The sequence below is a fragment of the Parafrankia sp. FMc2 genome, from assembly GCF_041008525.1.
GTDB lineage: Bacteria > Actinomycetota > Actinomycetes > Frankiales > Frankiaceae > Parafrankia.
On the sequence record NZ_JBFLUG010000026.1, the window covers coordinates 13256 to 33896 of the forward strand.

Genomic DNA, 20641 nt, shown 5'->3' on the forward strand with positions numbered 1-20641 from the left:
CCGGCGCCGGTCCACTATGCCGCTGACGCCGCGCTGTCCATCCCCCCAGCCCGCTCGTCGCCTCCCCCGCGGGTTTCAGGCCCCGTTTCCGGCCCCGAGGCCCCGCCTCAACGCGTCGACCTGATCGTCGATCATGCGCCGGGAGACGGCTGCCTGGCTCAGGCCGATCGATCCGTGGAACGTGCCCGGATAGTGCACGAGCGCCGTCCGCACGCCGGCCCGGATGAGACGTCGGCCGAAGTCGAGCGCCTCGTCGCGCAGCGGGTCGTACTCGCAGGCACCGACGAAGGTCGGTGGCAGGCCGGACAGGTCCTCGGCCCGCCCCGGCGCCGCGTAGCCCGAGGCGTGCCGGCCGCCCAGGTAGTGCCGCCAGCTCATGACAAGGCTGGAACGGTCCAGCATGGGCGTGTCCACGAACAGTTCCGCGGACGGCGACTCCAGCCGGTCGTCGAGCTGGGGAAACAGAAGGTACTGGAACGCGATGGCCGGCCAGCCGCGGTCCCGCGCGAGCAGCGCGAGCCCGACCGCCAGGCCGCCGCCCGCGCTGAAGCCGGCCACGCCGATCCGGTCGACGTCCACGCCGAGCTCGCCGGCCGTGCCCACCGTCCATTCCAGGACGGCCCAGCAGTCGTCGAGCGCGGCCGGAAACGGGTGCTCCGGTGCCAGCCGGTAGTCCGGGCAGACCACGACCGCCCCGACGAGATCGGCGATCCGGGCGGCCGCGGTGCGGGAGGTGTCGAGGTCGCCGGTGACGAAGGCGCCCCAGTGCGGGAAGAGCAGCGCCGGTCGCGGCCCCGGCCAGTCCGTCGGTCGCGGGCGGAACAGGCGCACCGCAACGTCGGGCGCGCCCCGCGGTCCCGGTGCCACCACGTCCTCCACCAGAACGCGGTGGCTGCGCTCGTACGGGGGCTGGCGGTCCATCACGACCCGCAGCGCGACCCGCGCCGCGGGGGGATCGGTGTAGTCGAGCGGGGCCAGCCGGGGCACGAAGGGGGCCAGCTCCGGGTCGAAGTCATAGCTCAGCACGGGACGTCCTCCTGTCGTCCGGACCGGCCCTGCGCCAGGTCAGCATCCGACGGCCCGGCCAGGCCGCCTCCGCGGGCGCCACGCCCGTGAGCGTGAGCACGCCGTCCCCCAGCGACAGCTGCCGTACCTGCGCGCGCCCGACCAGGTAGGGATGCGACGCCACCGTCACCTCGTGGACGACGCCCTCGCCGGTGAGCCGCCACGTGCCCGCATAGCCCATGAACCCGCTCATGACGCCGCCCACGAGCCCGGCCTCGACCGCGCCCGGCGGCCCGGCGGCCGGCCCCGCCGCCTCCGACGGCCCGTCCGGAACCCGGGAAGGGGCCGCACGCATCATGGTCACCGACATGTGATGGTCCGCGCCGTAGATCAGGAGACCTCGAGGCCGGTCCCCGAGCGGGCCCGGGGCGGTCCGGCCGTCATCCCCGACGTCGACGTAGGCCTCCAGGAGCCATGTCCCCACGAGCTGGCCGGGACTCGCCAGGGGCGCGGGGCTGCCCTCAGCCACTGTGCGTCGGCCTCGACGAGACCACGTACCGCCCCGATCGCAGGCCGGCGCCCTGGCCGAAGAGGCGGTTGGAGGCGAGGCTGTCGTTGTCGAGGAACACCAGGGGCGTGGGTTCACCGGCCGTGGGGTTGAAGTAGTGATCCGGCTCCGTGGTCAGTCGCACCAGCCCGCGGTCGGAGTGTTCGGGCGCCACTCCGTCGAGGATCGTGAACATGCCGAGCCCGCACGCGAGCTGGCGTGGGCTCACCTGGGTCTCGACTCCCCCGTGGTCGAGCACGAGGTACTTCCGGGAGCCGAGCCGGAAGCCGACCCGGTCGACGCGGAAGACCTGGTTGCCGTCCAGGTACCACCGGACGACACCGCGAGCGCGGTCATACGAGATCTTCAGGTGGTGGACGTCGCGGGGCGACCGCCGCGCGACCGGGATCGTGTAGAGGAATGCCGCGTAGTTGCCGAACGTCGCGCGCGCGTTGGGCAGGCGCTCGTACCCGACGTACACCCGCTCGTTGCTCAGGAAGAAGTCGAAGGCGAGCCCGGTCTCCAGGTCCTGGGTGGGCATGCACACCGAGGACAGCCGCAGGTCATCATCGGGCCGGCGCACGGCCTCGCCGAACGGATGTCTGGCGGTGCCGTACAGCCCACCTGACATCCAGGTCTCGAACGACAGCTCGTGCCCGTCCTGGGCGTCGAAGCCGAGCACTCCGTGGGAGGACTGGTTGTTGGCGTAGACGAGCCACTTGACGTGGTCGAGCGTGCCGGGGAGGCCGCTGGGATCGTTCTGGCCCAGCGTCTGGCGGAACGCCGGCTCACCGGTGGTCGGGTTCGCCCCGCTGGCCACCACCTCAAGGCCCCGCCGGGAGGTGGTGGCGACGCCGTCCTGACCGATGAGCGGACCGAACGGCAGGAAGGTCCAGCGCGCGTCGGGACCGCTCGTGCTGAATCCGCCGGAGAAGTCGTCCCACACCGTGCGGTACCCGCCCCGGCCGCCCGCCTGGTCCTGACCGCCGGCCTGGTCCTGACCGGCCGCGGGGGACTCCGCCGTTGCGGCGACGGCCGCGCCGGCGGGGAGCGCCGTCGCGGCCAGGGCGCCGGAGATGCCCAGGAGGGCGGTCCTGCGATTGATCGACATTCTGCTTCCTTCCGGAGGTTGTCAGGTGGTGCGCGCCAGGACGGGTGATCGGCCTCGTGGACGATCCCGCGTCACGGGCGATGTCACGGCCGCCCGGTACCGAGCTGCCGGTTGATGTCGAGCAGCTCCGCGTCGGCGGTGACCGCCGCGCCGAAGCGGCGGAAACGCGCGCGCCGGCAGGCCCGCAGTGCCTCGGGGCTCTGCCTGCTCAGCGCATGCAGTTCGTGGGACAGCACGGCGCGCAGCCGGGCGGTGGCGTCCAGGGAGGCCGCGCCGACACCGCCGGGCGGCTCGGGGATGACGGCGTCGACGACACCCAGCCGGAGCAGGTCCGGGGCGTCGAGGCGCAGGGCCCTGGCGGCCGCCGGCGCCGCGGCCTCGTCCTTCCACAGGATCGAGGCACAGCTCTCCGGACTGACGACCGAGTAGGTGCTGCCGGAGAACATCAGCACCCGGTTGGCCAGCGCCAGCGCGAGCGCGCCGCCGTTGCCGCCCTCGCCGATGATGACGCTGACCACGGGCACCGACAGCGACGCCATGCAGCGCAGGCTTTCCCCGATGGCGGCGACCTGGCCGTGTGCCTCGGCCTCCCGGCCCGGGTGGGCGCCCGGGGTGTCGACGAGGGTCACGACGGGCAGGCCGAGTCTGTCCGCCAGCCGCATCAGCCGCGCCGCCTTGCGGTAACCGGCGGGCGAGACCATCCCGAAGTTGCGGGTGACGAGCTCGGCATCGGTGTGGCCCTTCTGGACGGCGACGACGATCGTCGGCACCCGGCCCAGCCACGCGACGCCCGCGACGACGGCGGGGCAGTCGCCGCCGATCCGGTCGCCGTGCAGTTCCTGGAAGTCGGTGAAGGCCCGCTCGAGGTAGTCCAGCGCGGTGGGACGGCTGAGTGTCCGGGCCCGGCCGACCTGCCGCCAGGGGTCGACCTTCGGAAGCTGGTCGGGTTCGGTGACGGTCAGCACCGGCAGCCGGGTACCGGCGGAACCCTGACCGCAGATCTTCGAACCGCCTATCCGCAGCAACCTCCCGAGCCGTGGACGCAGCTGCGGGCGGGTGACGATCCCGTCGAGCAGGCCGCGGGGCAGCAGGACCTCGGCCGTCTGCGGGTCCGGCGGCGCCCCCGCCCCGGTCGGCCGGGAGGCGACACCGCGGCCGGTGTAGCCGAGGCGCGCGGCCGGTTCGGCGAACACGATGTCGGCGAGACCGGCGAACGACGCCGCGACGCTGCCGAACGTCGGATCGGCGACGACGGCAACTGTCAGCAGCCCGGACCTGCTCACCTCGTCGACCGCCGCGGCGGTCTTGGCCATCTGCATCAGGGCGAGGGCGCCCTCCTGCACGCGGGCGCCGCCGGAGGACGTCACGACGACGAGCTCGCGTCGTTCGTCGACCGCGGCCTCCGCTGCCAGCGTCATCAGCTCGCCGACCGCGGTGCCCATGGTGCCCCCGAGAAAACGGACATCCATCGCGGCGATGACCACCGGTTGTCCCTCGATCGTCGCCCGTGCGCAGACGACGGCCTCGGGCAGGCCGGTCCGCGCCTGAGCCTGGGCGATGCTCTCGGTGTAGGGCGCCACCGCCACGAACTCGAGCGGATCGGTGTCGCTCACGGTGAACGGGAGCGGATCGACGCTTCCCGGGTCGGCGAGCTGTGCCACCCGTTCGGGAGCGCTGACCGGATGATGGTGCCCGCACCGGGGGCAGACATCGAGAGCGCGCCGCATCCGGTGACCGAAGATCAGATGTCGGCAGCCGTGGCACAGTACCCACTGCGCCACCACGGGGGTCGCGGTCGGTTCGGTCATGGTGAGCTCCTTCGGCACGCACCGCCGAGGTGGAGCGCGCAGGCGGCGCAGGGCCGGGTGGGGCAGGGCCGGGTGAGGCAGGGCCGGCAGGGCGGTCGGCGTCAGGCGGGGCGGTCAGATTCCGAGCACCTGGTGGGAGTAGGCGGCCGCGGCGGACTCGACCTGCAGCGCCTGGTGGCCGGCGATCGCGTTGATGTCCCGCCAGAAGCGCTGCACCGGGTTGTCGGCGGCCTGGCCGGTGGTGCCCACCCGCCGGAACAGCCGGTTCGCGACATCGACCAGCGTCTCGGTCGCCACGGCGCAGTCCCGCCAGCTGCGCATCGTCTGCGGGCCGCTCAGCGGACGACCGTCGTCCAGGAGCGCCGCCGCCCGGTCGAGCAGGAGCTCGGCAGCATCGATCGCGGTGGTGGCGTGGGCGAGGGTCACGTCATAGGTGGCGCGGTTGAAGGTCGGCATCCCGGGCAGCGCGGGCCGGGAAGCCCGCGCCGCCGCCTCGATCTTCGGGCTGACGTAGCCCAGCCAGGAGGCGAGCGCGCCCTTGGCGGCGCCGAGGGCGGGCGTGGCGAACATCAGCGTCGTGGCCTGCATCGGAACCGCGTGGCAGGACGCGGCGGAGTCCGCCGCCCGGCCGAGGAAGAGATCCTCCCGGCTCATCGTCCGTGCGTCCGGCACGAGGACGTCCTCGACGACGACGGTGTTGCTGCCGGTCGCGGCCATCCCGACGTTGCGCCACGTGTCGACCGTGCGCCAGGCCGACCGGGGCACCGCGAGCACCCGTGGCGCGGTGTCGTCCTGGCCGGTGGGGGTGGAGGCCAACAACGCCCAGTCGGCGTGATCGATCGCGCTGACGAACGGCCAGGTGCCGGACAGCCGGAACCCGCCGGCCACCCGCTCCGCCCGACCCGCCGGCGTCAGCGCCGCGACGAACAGCGCATCCGGGCCCTCCGCCCAGATCTCCTCACAGCCCCTGGCCGGCAGGTGCGCGGCCATCCGGGAGACGTGAGCGGCCAGCGAGGCGCACCACGCGGTGGCGGCGCAGCCCGAGCCGACGGTACTCACCGCCCGGTTGAGCTCCAGGAACGTACCTTCGCTCCCCCCTCGTCCACGCGGGACGAAATGGCGGGGGAAGCCGGCCGCCACCATCGCCTTCACCACGTCGGGGTCGAGCCGGCGGGCGGCCTCCGCGACGCCGGCCCTCCGGGCCGCGTCCGCGGCGACCTCCGATGCCGCCGCCGCGAGGCCGGTCGGGGTCGGATTGTGCTCCATCCAGGTTCACTCCTCGGCTCACGGATCTGACACGGAAGCGCCGCGCGGTGCCGGCGGCCCGGCTCGGGCCGCGACCGATCGCGGATTCTGTGCCGCAGACGCTGTCGGCCGCGGGTAGAGGATGCCTCGATATCCGCTGGAGTCCGCGGGACCCCCGGGCGCGACCGGCGCTCTAGTAAGGCTCGAGTTCGGGTCCGGATGCTACGGATCCGCGACGTCCGTCACGGGCCGCCCTCCCGGCGTTTCCCGAAGAACGGACTCCCAGATTGTTCCCACACATGCGTGACAGCCACGGGAGGTATTCGATGACCCGCCGGGTGGTGATTACCGGGATTGGCGTGAAAACGCCCGGGGCCAGTGATTCGAAGGAGTTCTTCAACCTGCTGACCGAGGGGCGGACAGCCACTCGTCGGATTTCCTTCTTCGATCCCTCCCCCTATCGTTCGCAGGTGGCCGGGGAGGCGGATTTCGACCCGGTGGCCGAGGGTTTCTCCCCGCTGGAGATCCGCCGCATGGACCGGGCCTCCCAGTTCGCGGTCTCCTGCGCCCGCTCCGCCGTGCGCGACAGCGGACACGACCTCGGCGCGGTGGACCCCTGCCGGGTGGGAGTCAGCCTCGGCAGCGCGGTCGCCGCGGCGACCAGTCTCGAGCAGGAGTACCTCGTCCTGTCCGACAGCGGCCGTCACTGGCTGGTGGACGAGTCGAACCTCTCGCCGCACATGTTCGACTATCTCGTCCCCAGTGTGATGCCGGCGGAGGTGGCCTGGACGGTCGGGGCGGAAGGCCCGGTGACCATGGTCTCCAACGGCTGCACGTCGGGGATCGACGCGGTCGGGTACGCCTCCCAGCTCATCCGGGAGGGCAGCGCCGACGTCATGGTCGCGGGTGCCGCCGACACGCCGATCACGCCGATCGTCGTCGCCTGCTTCGACGCCATCAAGGCGACGACGCCCCGCAACGACGACCCGGAGCACGCGTCCCGGCCGTTCGACGGCTCCCGCAACGGCTTCGTGCTGGCGGAGGGGGCGGCGATGTTCATCCTCGAGGAACGGGAGAACGCGCTGCGCCGCGGCGCCCACCTCTACGCGGAGATCACCGGATATGCCACCCGGTGCAACGCCTACCACATGACCGGCCTGAAGACGGATGGCCGGGAGATGGCAGAGGCCATCCGGGTCGCCCTGGAGCAGGCGCGGACCGATCCGACCGACATCGACTACATCAACGCCCACGGCTCGGGGACGAAGCAGAACGACCGCCACGAGACGGCCGCGTACAAACGCAGTCTGGGCCAGCACGCCTATCAGGTGCCGATCAGCTCCATCAAGTCGATGGTGGGCCATTCCCTCGGCGCGATCGGGTCGATCGAGATCGCCGCCTGTGCGCTCGCGATCAACTATGGCGTGGTGCCGCCCACGGCGAATCTTCACACCGCCGATCCGGAGTGCGATCTGGACTACGTACCCCTGACCGCCCGCGAGACGCCGGTACGCAATGTGCTCACCGTCGGCAGCGGGTTCGGGGGCTTCCAGAGCGCGATGGTGCTGCGCGGTCCGGTGGTCGCGTGAGCGGGCCACGCACGGCCTCCCCCACGGTCCCGGGAGCCGCGCGGAACGCGGCAGGGGATGCCCACGAACCGGTCGTCGTCACCGGCATCGGTCTGCTGGCGCCGAACGGCGTGGGCCTGGAGCCGTACTGGGCCGCGCTTCTCGCCGGACGCAGCGGCATCCGGACCCTGGACCGGTTCGACGTCTCCCGGTACGACGTCCGGCTCGCGGGCCAGATCGACGCCTTCGACCCGGCGCAGCACCTGCCGAGCCGGCTGCTGCCGCAGACGGATGTGTCCACCCGGCTCGCGCTGGTGGCCGCCGACTGGGCGTTGCGGGACGCGGGAATCGAGCCGGGTGACCTCGTCGACTACGCCACCGGCGTGGTGACCGCGAACGCCGCCGGCGGTTTCGAGTTCACCCACCGCGAGTTCCAGAAGCTCTGGTCGCGCGGCCCGTCGTCGGTCAGTGTCTACGAGTCCTTTGCCTGGTTCTACGCGGTGAACACGGGCCAGATCTCGATTCGTCACCAGTTCCGCGGCCCGAGCAGCGCGTTCGTCGCCGAGCAGGCCGGGGGGCTCGACGCCCTCGGGCATGCCCGGCGCACGGTGCGCCAGGGAACACCGGCCGTGGTGGCCGGCGGGGTGGACTCCGCCCTGGATCCCTGGGGCTGGGTCTCCCAGATCGCCAGTGGCAGGCTGAGCCGAGCCACCGACCCGGAGCGGGCCTACCTTCCGTTCGACGTCGCGGCGGGCGGCTACGTACCGGGCGAGGGCGGTGCGCTGCTGCTGCTGGAGGCGGCGTCGGCGGCTCGGGCCCGCGGGGTCCGCCGGCTCTACGGAGAGATCGCCGGCTACGCGGCCACCTTCGACCCGCCTCCCGGATCGCCTCGCCCGCCCGGCCTGCGCCGGGCCATCGAGCTGGCGCTGCGGGACGCCGGGACGGAGCCGGGCGAGATCGACGTCGTCTTCGCCGACGCGGCCGGGGTGCAGCCGCTGGACCGCGCGGAGGCGGAGGCCATCGGCTCCGTGTTCGGGCCCGGCGCGGTACCCGTCACCACACCGAAGCCGCTGACGGGCCGGCTGTACTCGGGTGGCGGCCCGGTGGACGTCGCCACGGCGCTGCTCGCCATCCGCGACGGGGTGCTGCCGCCGACAGCGGGCAGCGCGGACATTCCCGCGGACTACCGGATCGACCTTGTGCGCGGCGAGCCCCGCCCCGCGTCGGTCACCACCGCGCTCGTCCTCGCTCGGGGGCGCTGGGGTTTCAACGCCGCCGTCGTCGTACGCGGGGTCGGGCGGCAGAACCCGTCTCCGGGCCCGCACGAGCCACACCCGTCCTGACAGGAGATGACCGTGATGCCAATGACGATCGACGACCTGCGCCGCATCCTCGTGGAGTGCGCGGGTGACGTGCAGGAGGGCGAGCCCGCCGGCGACATCCGCGACGTCGCGTTCGAGGAGCTCGGGTACGACTCGCTCGCGCTGATGGAGACCTCCGCCCGGATCACGACGGAGTTCGGCGTGGCCGTTCCCGACGATCGGCTCGCTGACCTGCGTACTCCGCGCGAACTGCTCGATCTGGTCAATGATGCGCTCGTCCAGGCCGGCTGAGGGAACGGTGACCGACCAGTTCCGGGAGGTCATGGCGCGGCTGCCCACCGGAGTCACCATCGTGACCGCTCGTGACGCGGACGGGCAGCCGCACGGGATGACAGTGAGCGCCTTCTGTTCCGTCTCGCTCGATCCGCCCCTGCTCCTCGTCTGCCTGTCCAGGACGGCGCGGTGCTTCCCGGTCCTCGCCCGTGCCGGCCGGTTCGCCGTCAGCATCCTGCGGGACCGGCACGAGCCGCTCGCCCGCCGCTTCGCGAGCGGTGACCTCGACAAGTTCGGCGCGGGGGGCTTCGTGGCGACGCCCGGGAACGCTCTGATCGTCAAGGACGCGCTGGGGGCGGTCGAGTGCCGGGCGGAGGCCCGGCACGACGCCGGTGACCACGTGATTCTCGTCGGGACGGTGCTCGACTGTTTCGTCACCGATCCCGGTGCGCCGGCGGTGTACTTCGACCGGCGCTTCGTCGGGATCGCCGCGCGCCCGCTCTCGCTGGAGGGGGGCGTGCGTGCGACCTGAACCCGATGGCTACGACGAGCTGCTCGCCCTGGACGGGAGGCGCCTGCGGGAGGTGCTGGCACACAGCGAGATACCGGCGCTGCTGATGACCGTCGCCCATCTCACCGGTGACGCCGGGATCCTGCCGGACGATCTGCGCACCCCGGGGTGGCTGACGGTCCCGCAGGGTGGGCTGGACGAGACCCGCCGCCTCGCGGCCGTGGAGGCAGCCGCGGCCGCGCTGGACCGGCTGCGCGGGCCGGTCCCCGCACCGGGGCGGCCTGACCCGGAGCTGTTGCGGGCCATTGTCACCTGGGCGATGGGCCCCGACGTCGACGACCTCCTGCCGATGATCGCCGAGGAGATCGCGCTGCCCGCCCATGATCCGAAGGCACCCTCCTGGCGCCTTCCCGACGTCATCCCCCAGGGGGGAGGGGAACCCTTCGAGGTGGCGATCGTGGGAGCCGGGTTCAGCGGTCTGCTCGCCGCCTACCGGCTCTCCCAGGCCGAGGTGCCCTTCGTCATCTACGAGAAGAACCCGGACGTCGGCGGGACCTGGTTCGAGAACACCTACCCGGGATGCAGAACCGACGTCGCGAGCCACCTCTACAACTACTCGTTCGCTCCGAACGCCGACTGGCCGGACTTCTTCTGCAGGCATGACGTCGTGCTGGACTACCTCCGCGACTTCGTCAAGGAGGCCGCTCTCACCGAGCACATCGAGTTCGGCACCGAGGTACGCGCGCTGCAGTGGGATGACAGGGCGGGCACCTGGCAGGTGCGCACGCGGGGCCCACGAGGTGAGGGGACCCGCACCTTCCGCGCCGTGATCAGTGCGGTCGGCCAGCTCAACCGGCCGCGGACACCCGACATCCCCGGCCGCGGCGAGTTCCGCGGAGCCGCCTTCCACTCCGCACGCTGGGACCACTCCGTCGACCTGGCCGGTAAGAGGGTCGCCGTCATCGGTACTGGCGCGAGCGCGTTCCAGATCGTGCCGGAGATCGCCGGATCCGCGGCCGAGCTCGTCGTCGTGCAACGGAACCCGCCGTGGCTGCGTCCCACACCGACCTACCGCGACCCGGTTTCACCGGAGGCCAGGTTCCTGTACCACGCACTGCCGTTCTATCTGCAGTGGCACCGCTTCTGGCTGCTGGCCCCGGGGCTGCGCGGAATACTCGAGGGCTGGATCGTCGACGGAGACTTTCCGCCCACTGAGCGATCGGTGTCCGCGCTGAACGAACAGATCCGCACGGCACTCGAACAGGCGATGCTGGCGCAGCTCGTCGACGCCCCCTGGCTGACCGAGAAGGTGATTCCCCGTTACCCGGTCGGAGCGAAGCGCGTCCTGCGGGATGACGGCTCCTGGCTGGCGACCCTGAAACGGGCCGACGTGCAGCTCGTGACCGCGCCGATCGACCGGATGACATCCACCGGAATCGTGGCCGGCGGCGAACACATCGACGTTGACGTCGTCGTCTACGCGACCGGTTTCGAAGCCTCCCGCTTCCTGGCGCCGATGCAGGTGACCGGCCGCGACGGCGTGGACCTGCACGAGATGTGGAACGGCGAGCCGCGAGCGTACCTCGGTATCTCGATTCCCCGTTTTCCCGGTTTCTACTGCATGTACGGGCCCAACACGAATCTGGTCGGACAGGGCGGAAGTATCGTGTACTTCGCGGAATGCGCGATCTCCTACATCCTGGATGCGGTTCGCCGGCAGGCAACGGGCGTCGTACCAGAAGTACGCCAGGACGCCCACGACCGTTACAACACCTGGGTGGACGAGGCGAGCGGAAAGCGTTCGTGGGGCTGGTCAAAGGTCGGCGGCTGGTACAACGAGGACGGCCGCTCGGCCACGAACTGGCCGTTCACCGCGAGCGAGTACTGGCACAGAACCCGCACCGTCGACCCCGCCGTACACCATTTCCTCCGGTACGGGAGCGACGGCGGGCAACCCGGAGGAGTTCTTCCGCCGACCAGACGATCCGGAGGCGAGTAGATGCCGACGCAGAGGGAACCACTGGTCATCGCCGCCACCCGGGTGGCGGAGACGGCCGGCCGTCTCGCCACCACCATGGAAAGCTCACGCAGGCTCGACCCGGACGTCTTCAAGGCCTTCGTCGACGCCGGTCTCCTGCGCCATTTCGTCCCCGTTGATGCCGGCGGGCGGGACGGCACGTTCACCGACCTGCTACCCGCCGTCGCCGCGATCGGGGAACGCTGCACCGCATCGGCCTGGTGCGCCTCGCTCTTCGCCAGCTCGCCGAGGTTCGTCGAGTTCCTGCCTCCCGCCGGCCAGCGGGAGGTGTGGGCGCAGGGGCCGGATGTGGCGGTGGTCTGCTCCGTCGTGCCGTGCGGCACGGCCGTTCGCGAGGCGGCGGGCCTGCGGGTGAGCGGCCGGTGGCCCTACCTCAGCGGGGTCGAGTTCGCGGACTGGCTGATCGTCTGTGCACAGGTCGCCGGAACCGAACCACCGGAGCTGCGCCTGGTGGCGGTACCAGCCGCGCAGTGCCAGGTCGAGGACACCTGGTTCAGCGTGGGCATGCGGGCCACCGGCAGCAACACGGCTGTGCTCCATGACGTTCTGGTTCCGCCGCACCGGGAGTTCGCCTGGTCGGAGGTCTTCGCCGGCCGCCCGGCGCGGGAGTCGGCACCGCGGCCCGACCCGGGTCTGGCTCCGTTGCCCGCGGTGAACGGCCTGACCTTCGTCGTCCCGGCGCTCGGCGCGGCGCGGGGTGCGCTCGCCGAGCTCACCCGGTACCTGGAAAACAAGATCCAGAACGCGCCCAGGCTGCCGGGAATGCCCGGGGTGCAGGGAAACCTGGCGACCTACGAGGGTGCGCTGACCCGGTCCGCGGCCGAGATCGACGCCGCGCAGCTGGTGCTCGAGCGGGCCGCCGCCGCGGCCGACCTGCGCGGCGGCCTCGGCCGCGCCGCAGCGGTGCGCAACGCCCGTGACGGCGCGTTCGCCATCGACCTGCTCGTCACGGCGACGAACCGGATCTACCGGACCGCCGGGACGGCCGGTCAGGCCGCCGGGGGGGCGCTGGAACGGATGTGGCGGGACGTGAACTCCGTCGCGACCCACCAGGCGCTGCAACCCGAGCCGGCGGCTCGCAACTACCTGCGGGCCGTGTTCGAGTCCGGAGCCGGATGAGCCGCGGAGCAGGCTCACCCGGGGCCGGGACCGGGACCGGGACCGGGTTCTCCCGGGACGACAGATTTCACCAGGCAGAGGAGGAAACCCTGATGGCGCCAGAGATCACGCCCGATCACATCATGCAGATCGGCATGGGATTCGAGGCATCGAAGACGCTGCTGAGCGCGGTCGAGCTCGGAGTCTTCACCGAGCTGGCCAAGGCACCGGGCGACGTCACGGCGCTGCGGGAGCGGCTCGGGCTGCACCCCCGGGGAGCGCAGGACTTCTTTGACACACTGGTCGCGCTCGGACTGCTCCGCCGGGTCGGCGGCATCTACCACAACACCGAGGAGACCGCCCGTTTCCTGGACCGCGGAAACGCCGAGTACAACTACTGCGGCAGCCTGCTGGAAATGGCCAACGGCCGTCTGTACGGAATCTGGGGGAGCCTCACCGAGGCGCTGCGGACCGGCATCGCCCAGGACGAGTCGAAGGCCACCGGGCAGGACACGTATGGCGCGCTGTACGCCGACCGGGAGCGCCTGCGCCAGTTCCTCGCCTCGATGACCGGCGTCAGTCACGCCGCGAACCTCGCCATCGCGCGGCAGTTCCCGTGGAAGGACTATTCGACGGTCGCCGACATGGGCACCGCCCAGGGCGACCTGGCCACGCAGATCCTGCTGGCGAACCCGCACCTGAGCGGTGTCGGTTTCGATCTCCCGCCGACCGGCCCGATCTTCGCCGACTACATCGCCGGGCACGGCCTTCAGGACCGGCTGACCTTCGTGGGCGGCGACTTCTTCGTCGACGACTTCCCGCGGGCGGACGTCATCGCGTTCGGGCACATCCTGCACAACTGGGATCAGGAGCGCAAGGAGCTCCTGCTGGCCCGGGCCTGGCAGGCTCTGCCCAGCGGCGGGGCGGTGGTCGTGTACGACACGCTCATCGACGACGACCGGTCGGCGAACGCCTTTGCCCTGCTCATGAGCCTGACCATGCTTTCGGTCACCGACGGGGGCTTTGGCTACACGGCGGCCGACTGCGAGAGGTGGCTGCGCGCCGCCGGGTTCAGCCAGATCCGAACCGAGCATCTGACCGGCCCGGATTCGATGGTGGTCGGCATCAAGGAGTAGCAGACCCCGGCGGCGACGCCTGTGCTACGTTCTGCCCGGTTCAGGCCGGCGGCGGTCCCGACCGCGCCTGGGGCCGTTCAGCCGGTCGCGCGCAGAATCCATCGAAAGGAATTTACCCATGAGTCCCGACCAGACAGCTGCCGCGCCCCGCGGCGGAATTTCGGGGATCGACGAGAACCTGGGCGACAACGAGAGGATCGTTACTGAGTTCATCCGGTTCTTCTACAACGAGAAGGACTTCGAGCGCGCGCTCGGGCTGCTTGCCGAGAACTTCGTGAACCATCACCCCGGTGTCGGTGTCGGTCGGGTCCGGACGGTGGAGACCTTCCGCGAGATGGCGGCCAATCCCTTCCCGGACTTCTCCCTCACCATCGCGCGGATGATCGCGCGGGACGACCAGGTCTGGACCCACAGCGTGGCACGCATTGCCCCTGACGCGCCGCCGTCAGTCGTCGTCGACATCTGGCGGATCGAGGACGGGCTGCTCGCCGAGCACTGGGACGTCGGCCAGGCGGTGCCCGCGGGGACCTCCCTGGACGACATGATCTCCGATGCGCGGCCGCCCGAGGAGCGGACATGACCAGTGACGGAGCTCCCGCCGCTTCCACCACCATGCGCGCGGTCAGTCAACGGACGTTCGGCGGACCGGACGTTCTCGAGATCGTCGAGGTGGAACGGCCCCGACCGCGCCTGAACGAGGTACTCGTGCGGGTGCGTGCCGCCGGCGTCAACCCGATCGACGCCCATGTTCGATCCGGCGTTCTCCCCCTGCTCGGCGCACCGCCGTTCACCGTCGGCTGGGATGTGTCGGGAGTGGTCGAGGAGGTCGCGCCGGGAGTCACCCGGTTCACGGTCGGCGACGAGGTGTACGGCATGCCGCGGATACCGTACGCCGCCAGCGCCTACGCCGAGTACGTCGCGGCCCCGTCGCGTCAGCTGGCGCACAAGCCCGCGGCGCTGACGCACGTCGAGGCCGCCGGCCTCCCGCTCGCCGGGCTGACCGCATGGCAGGCGCTGGTGGACTGCGCCGGGCTGGCGGCCGGGCAGCGGATCCTCATCCACGGCGGTGGCGGTGGTGTCGGGCATCTGGCGATCCAGATCGCCAGGCATCGCGGGGCGGAGGTCGTCACCACCGCCAGTGCGGCCAAGCACGACTTCGTGCGCCAGCTCGGCGCCGACCAGGTTGTCGACTACCGCGCCGTCGACTTCGGCACGGTCGTGGAGCCTGTCGACGTCGTTCTCGAGACTGTCGGCGCCCACACGGCCCAGCGTTCCCTCGACGTGCTGCGGCCCGGCGGTGCGCTGATCACGATCGTCGACATGCGCGACGCCGACCTGGCCCGGCAGGCGGCCCGGCGGGGAGTCAGGTTCTTCGGCGTCACCGCCGAACCGGACCACGTCGGTCTTGCGGCGCTGGCCGAACTCGTCGACAGCGGGAAGCTGAAGCTGCACGTCGGGCATGTCGCTCCGCTCGCAGACGTGTCGAGAATCCACCGGATCCTCGACGCCGGATCCACGACCGGAAAGGCTGTTCTCACCCTCTGACCAGCAGTCGAGCGCGAGCACGGCGGCGTCGGGCCGGGCGGCGCGCCGCCCCGGAACGAAACAGCCCGGGCTGTCAGGCGCCCAGGGGCGGCTCGGCCGGGAAGCCGGCGGCCCGCGCCACCGCGGCGGCCTCACCTCGGGAGTCGACCCCGACCTTCTTGAGAATGTTCGCCACGTGGAACTTGACCGTGTGCTCGCTGATATGCAGCCGGTTGGCGATGGCCCGGTTCCGCAGACCGCTCGCCAACTGATGCAGAACATCCAGTTCGCGCGGGTTGAGCCCACTGAGCCGGTTGTTCCCGAGCTCGCCCCGTCCGCTCTCGGGCGCGGCCAGCGGCAGCTGGACGGTGACGATCGTTCCCCAGCCGGCGACGGAGTCGACGTCGATCAGGCCGTTCAGCGCGACCACCCGGTCGGTGAGGCGGTGTATCGCGAGCGCGTCGGAGGTCAGGCGCCCCGGGCCGTCGTCGCGGACGACCGTCCGCAGCTCGGTGTCGGTGACCTGCCAGCTCACCCGGATCCGGCGCACATCGCCCTGCTCCAGCATCGCGAGAACGGTGCCCCGGCCCGTGGTGCGGGCGACCCGCGCGATGTCCGGCGGCAGCATCCGCCGCGCGCCGTCGAGGAGGCTGAACTCGACGGCGACGTCGCTGTAGCGGGACAGCAGCCCGAGCATGTCCGAGAGCCGGCCGAAGGCCTCGTCGACCACCTCCTCACGCGTGCCCAGATCGTCCTCACTCGCCGACCGCAGCTTCACCAGCGCCGACGCCGCCAGGTCGACCGCCGTGCGGCGGGCCACGCCGTCATCGAGGCTGTTCGTGCGCAGGACACCGAGGACCCCGGTCAGCGTGGCGACGTGCGCGTCCGTCAGATCGGCGATCGCACGGGCCTGTTCGCTGTTGGCGATCCAGGGGGTGTTCACGGGCAGCGCCGCCGGGAACAGCTCCAGGACGCGGCGGGTGGCCAGATCCCACAGCTGTTGGATCACCTCGAGCGCGACATCGTCCGGTCTGCGGTCCCCGTCGGTGAGAACGGTGAGCAGGGCACCGGCCGAACCGGGCGGCGCGGCCGCGGCGGCGAGCACCGGCCGGTGCGCACCGGCGACGTGGGCCTCCCCGAACCAGGGCTGGCCGACGTCGACATGGGTCGCCAACCTGGTCAGCTCGACGGAGGTGACATCGCCGCCGGGGTCACCGTGCAACCAGATCGGCGATTTCGGGCAGTCGCCGGTGAACATGACCAGGGCGTTGTGCGACGCCAGGCCATCAATGCAGTCCGAAAGCGCGGGCAGTATCCCCCTCAACGGCGCCCGGAGCAGCCTCGTCGCCACCGACAACACATACCGCGGATCCGTCCAGTCCGGTTGTTGGGGCATGGCTTGTTGGGGCATGGCCGGATGATAGCTGCCACGCCCATCCCATCCTCCCATTCCTTCGGCTAGTTGGTACCGGCTCGAACGAGTAGTGACCGCCGGCTCCCCGCTCTGCTCGACTTGCCCGGGCATCGGGCGACGGGATGCCCTCCAGGACTCCGAAAGGTGTAACTCATGGCTGAGATCCAACCGAGCGAGAACATCGCTCTCGTCACCGGTGGTAACAAGGGAATCGGCCGGGAGGTCGTCCGCCAGCTCGCCGCCGCCGGCATGACCGTGTATCTCGGTGCCCGACATGCCGACCGCGGGCGTCAGGCGGCCCAGGAGCTCGCCGGCAGCGGCAGCGACGTCCGGTTCCTCCAGCTCGATGTCACCGACCAGAACCAGGTCGACGGCGCGGCGCTGCGCATCCGGGACGAATGTGGCCGCCTCGACCTGCTGGTGAACAACGCCGGCATCGTCGTGGAGTGGGGCGTGCCGATATCGGACGTCACCGCCGCGCTCGTGCGCGCTGCCTACGAGACGAACGTGTTCGGGGTCGTCGCGGTGACCCAGGCATGCCTGCCGCTGCTGCGGTGTTCGGCGGACCCCAGGATCGTGAACGTCTCCAGCCCGTTGGGCTCGCTGGCGTTCCTCAGCGACCAGAAGAACCCGATCTCCACCCGTCATCTGCTGCCCTACAGCTCGTCGAAGGCAGCACTGAACGCGATCACCGTGCTCTACGCCAACGCCCTGCGCGAGGAGGGAGTGCGGGTCGACGCGGTCAGTCCGGGTCTGGTGGCGACCGACCTCAACGCCCGCTCGCCCTTCAGCCGCGGTGTGCTGACACCCGAGCAGGGGGCCGCGGTCGTGGTCGGGCTCGCGCGCGGGGACGCCGAAGGCCCGGCGGGGGCCTTCCACAGCCATGACGGCTCGTCCTGGCAGACGCTTCCCTGGTGATCACGCCGGCCCGCGCCGGGTGGCCCGGGACGTGGGTCCGGCGCGGCGGATCACCGTCGCAGCAGGGTGACCGTGGCGAGGGCGAGGATCTGGTCGCCGTGGCCCGCGTCGGTGACCTGAACCGTCACGACGGAGTGGTCGCCCGCGTCGCGCAGGACCGTGCCGGTCGTCCGGGCTGGTCCGGTCCGCACCTGGGAGAGGAAGTGGATCTGCAGGTCCGTCGCCGCCAGGCCGGGGCGCATAGCCTCCGCCGCGGCTTCGATCATCACGGCCAGGGCTCCACCGAAGATCGTGCCGATGCTGTTGGTCACGGACGGCGTGCGGTCCAGATCGAACCGGCCGAGGCGCGGCTCGAGCAGCCGCAGCCCCAGCCGCTCGTGGAGGGAGCCCTCGACCGGCGCCCGCACACCGGTGTGCCGGACCTGCCCGATCCACCTTCCCGGGTCGTAGTCGTCCATGCCGGCGGCCGCGGTCCGCGGAAGGCGGGCAAAGCTGATCAGGCCGGCGCCGGCCCTGGTCAGGCCGACGGGAACCGCCGACGGCTCCGCCTGATCGATCAGCCACTGGAGCTTCTCGATGTCGTCCACCCCGTGCCCGTCGTAGACGGCGGCGGAGGCGATGGCGACCTTCTTCCCGACCCGCACGAGCTGGTTATCCACCACGATCGGGCCTTCGGTGATCGGACCCGCGCCGTGCAGTGAGATGTCCTGGGTCGCGGTCCAGTCAGGCCGACAGGTGATCATCGTGGGGTGTGACGCCCCGATGTCGAAGATGGTCAGGATCATGCCCGGCGAGACGGAACCCCCCGGCGAACGGACAGCGTCCGTGAGCGGCGCCGTCATCAGGCAACGCCGCTCGGAGACGATCAGCTCCGTGAGCGCCGCGTCCCCGACGAAGCTGCGGCGCGGCGCTGCTTCCGGGGACGGCGCTGCTTCCGGGGACGGCGCTGCTTCCGGGGACGGCGCTGCTTCCGGCGCGTCTGCCTCGGGCGTCATACAGCACTCCGATCTGAGCCGCCGGCTCGTCGCAGCAGAGTCCACGAAGGCGCGGAACAGCGCCTTGCGCGGTCTCGGAACGCGCCCCGGAGCCGCCCGATCAGCAGCGCCCATCCACCGGGTTAGCTGGTGACGCCGGACTGGTGACGCCGGATTCGACGTTACCCGGAGGAACACGGTCGGCGCGCGGCCCCGGTCCTGAGACTCCGGGCACCCTCATGGACCCGAGCGACCCGCGCCGACCTGGCCCTGCGCATGCGGAGGGGCACCGGACGCCGCCGCGCCTATGCCGTGACCGTCACCGTTCCGGTCATCGACGGATGGATCTCGCAGATCACCGTGAACGTTCCGGCCTTGCTGAACGTGACCGTGGCGCTCTGGCCCTGCTGGAGCCGGCCGGTGTCGAAGCCGCCCTCCGCGGAGGTCCAGGTGTGCGGGGCACTGTCGTTGTTGACGACGGTGATCGTCTGCCCGACCTTGAAGGTCGCGGTCTGCGGGCTGAAGGCGAAGTTCTCGATGGTCACGGTCGTGGCGCTCTGAGCACCGCCTGCCGGTGCTCCGGTGGCAGCCGCGGCCGGGGTCGTGCTCGACGGGTGCGACCCGTAGGACGACGACGAGTGGTTCGCGCCAGCTGTCGTCGCGGCCGCCGGAGCTGACGAGTTCGGCGTGACCCCGGCGGCGGTGTCCGTATCGTCGGAACCTCCGCAGGCGCCCAGTGCGAATGCCAACGCGGCGCCGACGACGGCAAGGCGAAGCGGAGCCCCCGCCATTCCCGTCCGGCGTCCTCGGGTCATGTCTCTGAGGTTCACAGCGTCTCCTCGCTCATCGTCATCCGCCCTTTCCGGTGCTGTGGCACGGAACGATGAGCGGATCGGCTGAGGACCATGCTGCTGCCCCGGATCCGATTCGCATGCGCTCTGTCACTCCCGCGACCGGTCGCTCAGGCGACGTCCGACGAGCTCGCGATGAGATAGCTGGCGAGACCACCAGCCTCGACCCACCTCGTCCACCTCGCCCGTGGCGGAGTCCGGGTCACACCCGCAGCGGGGCCCGGGCGAACTCCGTCAGGCCGTCGGCGAAGGTGACCGTGGCCTGGTAGCCGAGAACGTCACGGGCGCGGGCTGACGAGGCGGTCACATGGCGGACGTCGGCCGCCCGGTAGCGACCAGTGATCACCGGGTCCGGGCCGCCGTACGCGCGGGCGAGCGCCTCCGCCATGTCGCCGATGGTGCGCGGCTGGCCGCTGCCGATGTTGAGGGCCCGCAGCCGCCCGGGCTCGGCGGCCCGGGGGGACAGTGCCAGGGCGGTGGCCCTGGCGACATCCCGGACATGGACGAAGTCGCGGAGCTGAGCTCCGTCCTCGAAGATCTGCGGGGGCTCACCCCGTGCCAGGGCGCTGCGGAAGATCGACGCGACGCCGGCGTAGGGGGTGTTCCGCGGCATCCGCGGGCCGTAGACGTTGTGATAGCGCAACGCGACCACTGATCCACCGCTGGCTGCCGCCCAGACGGCGGCGAGGTGTTCCTGCGCGACCTTGCTGGCGGCGTAGACGCTGCGCGGGTCGAGCGGCGCGTCCTCGTGCACCAGTGTCGGCTCCAGCGGACGTCCGCAGTCGGGGCAGCCTGGTTCGAACCGTCCGGACCGCAGGTCGCCCTCGGCTCGGGGGTTGGGTCTGACCGGGCCGTCGGCCGGGCACCGGTACGCGCCCTCGCCGTAGACGACCATCGAGCTCGCCAGCACCAGCCGGTGTACGCCGCGGCGGGCCATCGCGGCGAGCAGGACGGCCGTGCCGAGGTCGTTGTGGCTGGCGTAGGCGGGCAGGTCGTCGAGGTCGACGCCGTGGCCGACCTTCGCGGCGAGATGGCACACGGCGTCCACTCCGTCGAGTGCGGACGCGACGTCGCCCGCGTCGCGGACGTCGCCGACGACAAGCTCGGCCGGCAGGTTCTCCGGGGTCGGGCGGGTCCGGTGGACGGCGGGGTCCAGCGCGTCGAGGACCCGGACCTGCTCCCCCGCCGCCACCAGCGCCTCGACGAGATGGGACCCGATGAAACCGGCACCGCCGGTGACGAGGATGTGCACGCTGGCGACGCTAGGTGCCGACGAGGCGCCGCGGGCCCCCGCGGGT

The 20641-nt window shown here is 71.5% G+C and carries 19 protein-coding genes; 10 read left to right on the plus strand and 9 right to left on the minus strand.

The window, feature by feature from the left end; translation table 11 throughout:
* Positions 1–75: 75 nt before the first annotated feature.
* The 5 genes from AB1460_RS11945 to AB1460_RS11965 all read right to left on the minus strand — a co-directional run bounded on the left by AB1460_RS11945 (position 76) and on the right by AB1460_RS11965 (position 5737).
* Entirely contained in the window at positions 76–1026 is a 951-nt protein-coding gene (locus tag AB1460_RS11945; RefSeq protein ID WP_368961105.1) for an alpha/beta hydrolase, read from the minus strand.
* The gene (locus AB1460_RS11950) at positions 1013–1534 is read right to left on the minus strand and encodes a lipocalin-like domain-containing protein (protein WP_368961106.1); all 522 of its coding nucleotides are present in this window, start codon (positions 1532–1534) and stop codon (positions 1013–1015) included. The genes AB1460_RS11945 and AB1460_RS11950 overlap by 14 nt, the downstream gene beginning before the upstream one ends.
* Entirely contained in the window at positions 1527–2663 is a 1137-nt protein-coding gene (locus AB1460_RS11955) for a DUF6081 family protein (protein WP_368961108.1), read from the minus strand. The genes AB1460_RS11950 and AB1460_RS11955 overlap by 8 nt, the downstream gene beginning before the upstream one ends.
* 83 nt (positions 2664–2746) lie before the next feature.
* A complete protein-coding gene (accA, locus tag AB1460_RS11960; protein WP_368961109.1) occupies positions 2747–4471 on the minus strand; it encodes a carboxyltransferase subunit alpha in 1725 nt (574 codons plus the stop codon).
* 114 nt (positions 4472–4585) lie between these two features.
* Positions 4586–5737 (minus strand): acyl-CoA dehydrogenase family protein, encoded by a 1152-nt coding sequence (locus AB1460_RS11965; protein WP_368961110.1) that lies wholly within the window; start codon positions 5735–5737, stop codon positions 4586–4588.
* Between the two features lie 305 nt (positions 5738–6042).
* On the opposite strand from AB1460_RS11965, the gene AB1460_RS11970 reads away from it, so the two are divergent.
* The 9 genes from AB1460_RS11970 (at position 6043) to AB1460_RS12010 (ending at position 15207) form a co-directional block, all read left to right on the plus strand.
* Positions 6043–7305: a beta-ketoacyl-[acyl-carrier-protein] synthase family protein gene (locus tag AB1460_RS11970; protein ID WP_368961111.1), complete on the plus strand. Its 1263-nt coding sequence runs from the start codon at positions 6043–6045 to the stop codon at positions 7303–7305.
* Positions 7302–8627, plus strand: a complete 1326-nt coding sequence (locus tag AB1460_RS11975; RefSeq protein WP_368961112.1) for a ketosynthase chain-length factor — start codon at positions 7302–7304, stop codon at positions 8625–8627. The genes AB1460_RS11970 and AB1460_RS11975 overlap by 4 nt, the downstream gene beginning before the upstream one ends.
* Positions 8628–8648: 21 nt before the next feature.
* Positions 8649–8897: an acyl carrier protein gene (locus AB1460_RS11980; protein ID WP_420497261.1), complete on the plus strand. Its 249-nt coding sequence runs from the start codon at positions 8649–8651 to the stop codon at positions 8895–8897.
* 7 nt (positions 8898–8904) lie between these two features.
* Positions 8905–9411: a flavin reductase family protein gene (locus tag AB1460_RS11985; RefSeq protein WP_368961114.1), complete on the plus strand. Its 507-nt coding sequence runs from the start codon at positions 8905–8907 to the stop codon at positions 9409–9411.
* Positions 9401–11389, plus strand: a complete 1989-nt coding sequence (locus AB1460_RS11990) for a flavin-containing monooxygenase (protein WP_368961116.1) — start codon at positions 9401–9403, stop codon at positions 11387–11389. The genes AB1460_RS11985 and AB1460_RS11990 overlap by 11 nt, the downstream gene beginning before the upstream one ends.
* Positions 11390–12547 (plus strand): acyl-CoA dehydrogenase family protein, encoded by a 1158-nt coding sequence (locus tag AB1460_RS11995; RefSeq protein ID WP_368961117.1) that lies wholly within the window; start codon positions 11390–11392, stop codon positions 12545–12547.
* A gap of 92 nt (positions 12548–12639) precedes the next feature.
* Positions 12640–13662, plus strand: coding sequence for a methyltransferase (locus tag AB1460_RS12000; protein ID WP_368961118.1), 1023 nt, complete (start codon positions 12640–12642; stop codon positions 13660–13662).
* A 118-nt stretch (positions 13663–13780) separates the two neighbouring features.
* Positions 13781–14242 (plus strand): nuclear transport factor 2 family protein, encoded by a 462-nt coding sequence (locus AB1460_RS12005; RefSeq protein WP_368961120.1) that lies wholly within the window; start codon positions 13781–13783, stop codon positions 14240–14242.
* Positions 14243–14274: 32 nt separating this feature from the next.
* Positions 14275–15207 (plus strand): NADP-dependent oxidoreductase, encoded by a 933-nt coding sequence (locus AB1460_RS12010; protein WP_368961173.1) that lies wholly within the window; start codon positions 14275–14277, stop codon positions 15205–15207.
* Positions 15208–15280: 73 nt separating this feature from the next.
* Here AB1460_RS12010 and AB1460_RS12015 read toward each other — a convergent pair whose 3' ends face one another.
* Complete coding sequence (locus AB1460_RS12015) at positions 15281–16537, minus strand: helix-turn-helix transcriptional regulator (RefSeq protein ID WP_368961121.1); 1257 nt, start codon at positions 16535–16537, stop codon at positions 15281–15283.
* 216 nt (positions 16538–16753) lie between these two features.
* On the opposite strand from AB1460_RS12015, the gene AB1460_RS12020 reads away from it, so the two are divergent.
* Positions 16754–17518: an SDR family NAD(P)-dependent oxidoreductase gene (locus AB1460_RS12020; protein WP_368961122.1), complete on the plus strand. Its 765-nt coding sequence runs from the start codon at positions 16754–16756 to the stop codon at positions 17516–17518.
* Between the two features lie 50 nt (positions 17519–17568).
* On the opposite strand, the gene AB1460_RS12025 is transcribed toward AB1460_RS12020, so the two are convergent.
* The 3 genes from AB1460_RS12025 to AB1460_RS12035 all read right to left on the minus strand — a co-directional run bounded on the left by AB1460_RS12025 (position 17569) and on the right by AB1460_RS12035 (position 20595).
* Positions 17569–18513, minus strand: coding sequence for an acyl-CoA thioesterase domain-containing protein (locus AB1460_RS12025; protein ID WP_368961123.1), 945 nt, complete (start codon positions 18511–18513; stop codon positions 17569–17571).
* A gap of 284 nt (positions 18514–18797) precedes the next feature.
* Positions 18798–19322, minus strand: coding sequence for a cupredoxin domain-containing protein (locus AB1460_RS12030; RefSeq protein WP_368961124.1), 525 nt, complete (start codon positions 19320–19322; stop codon positions 18798–18800).
* A 223-nt stretch (positions 19323–19545) separates the two neighbouring features.
* The gene (locus AB1460_RS12035; protein WP_368961126.1) at positions 19546–20595 is read right to left on the minus strand and encodes an NAD-dependent epimerase/dehydratase family protein; all 1050 of its coding nucleotides are present in this window, start codon (positions 20593–20595) and stop codon (positions 19546–19548) included.
* Between the last annotated feature and the right edge of the window lie 46 nt (positions 20596–20641).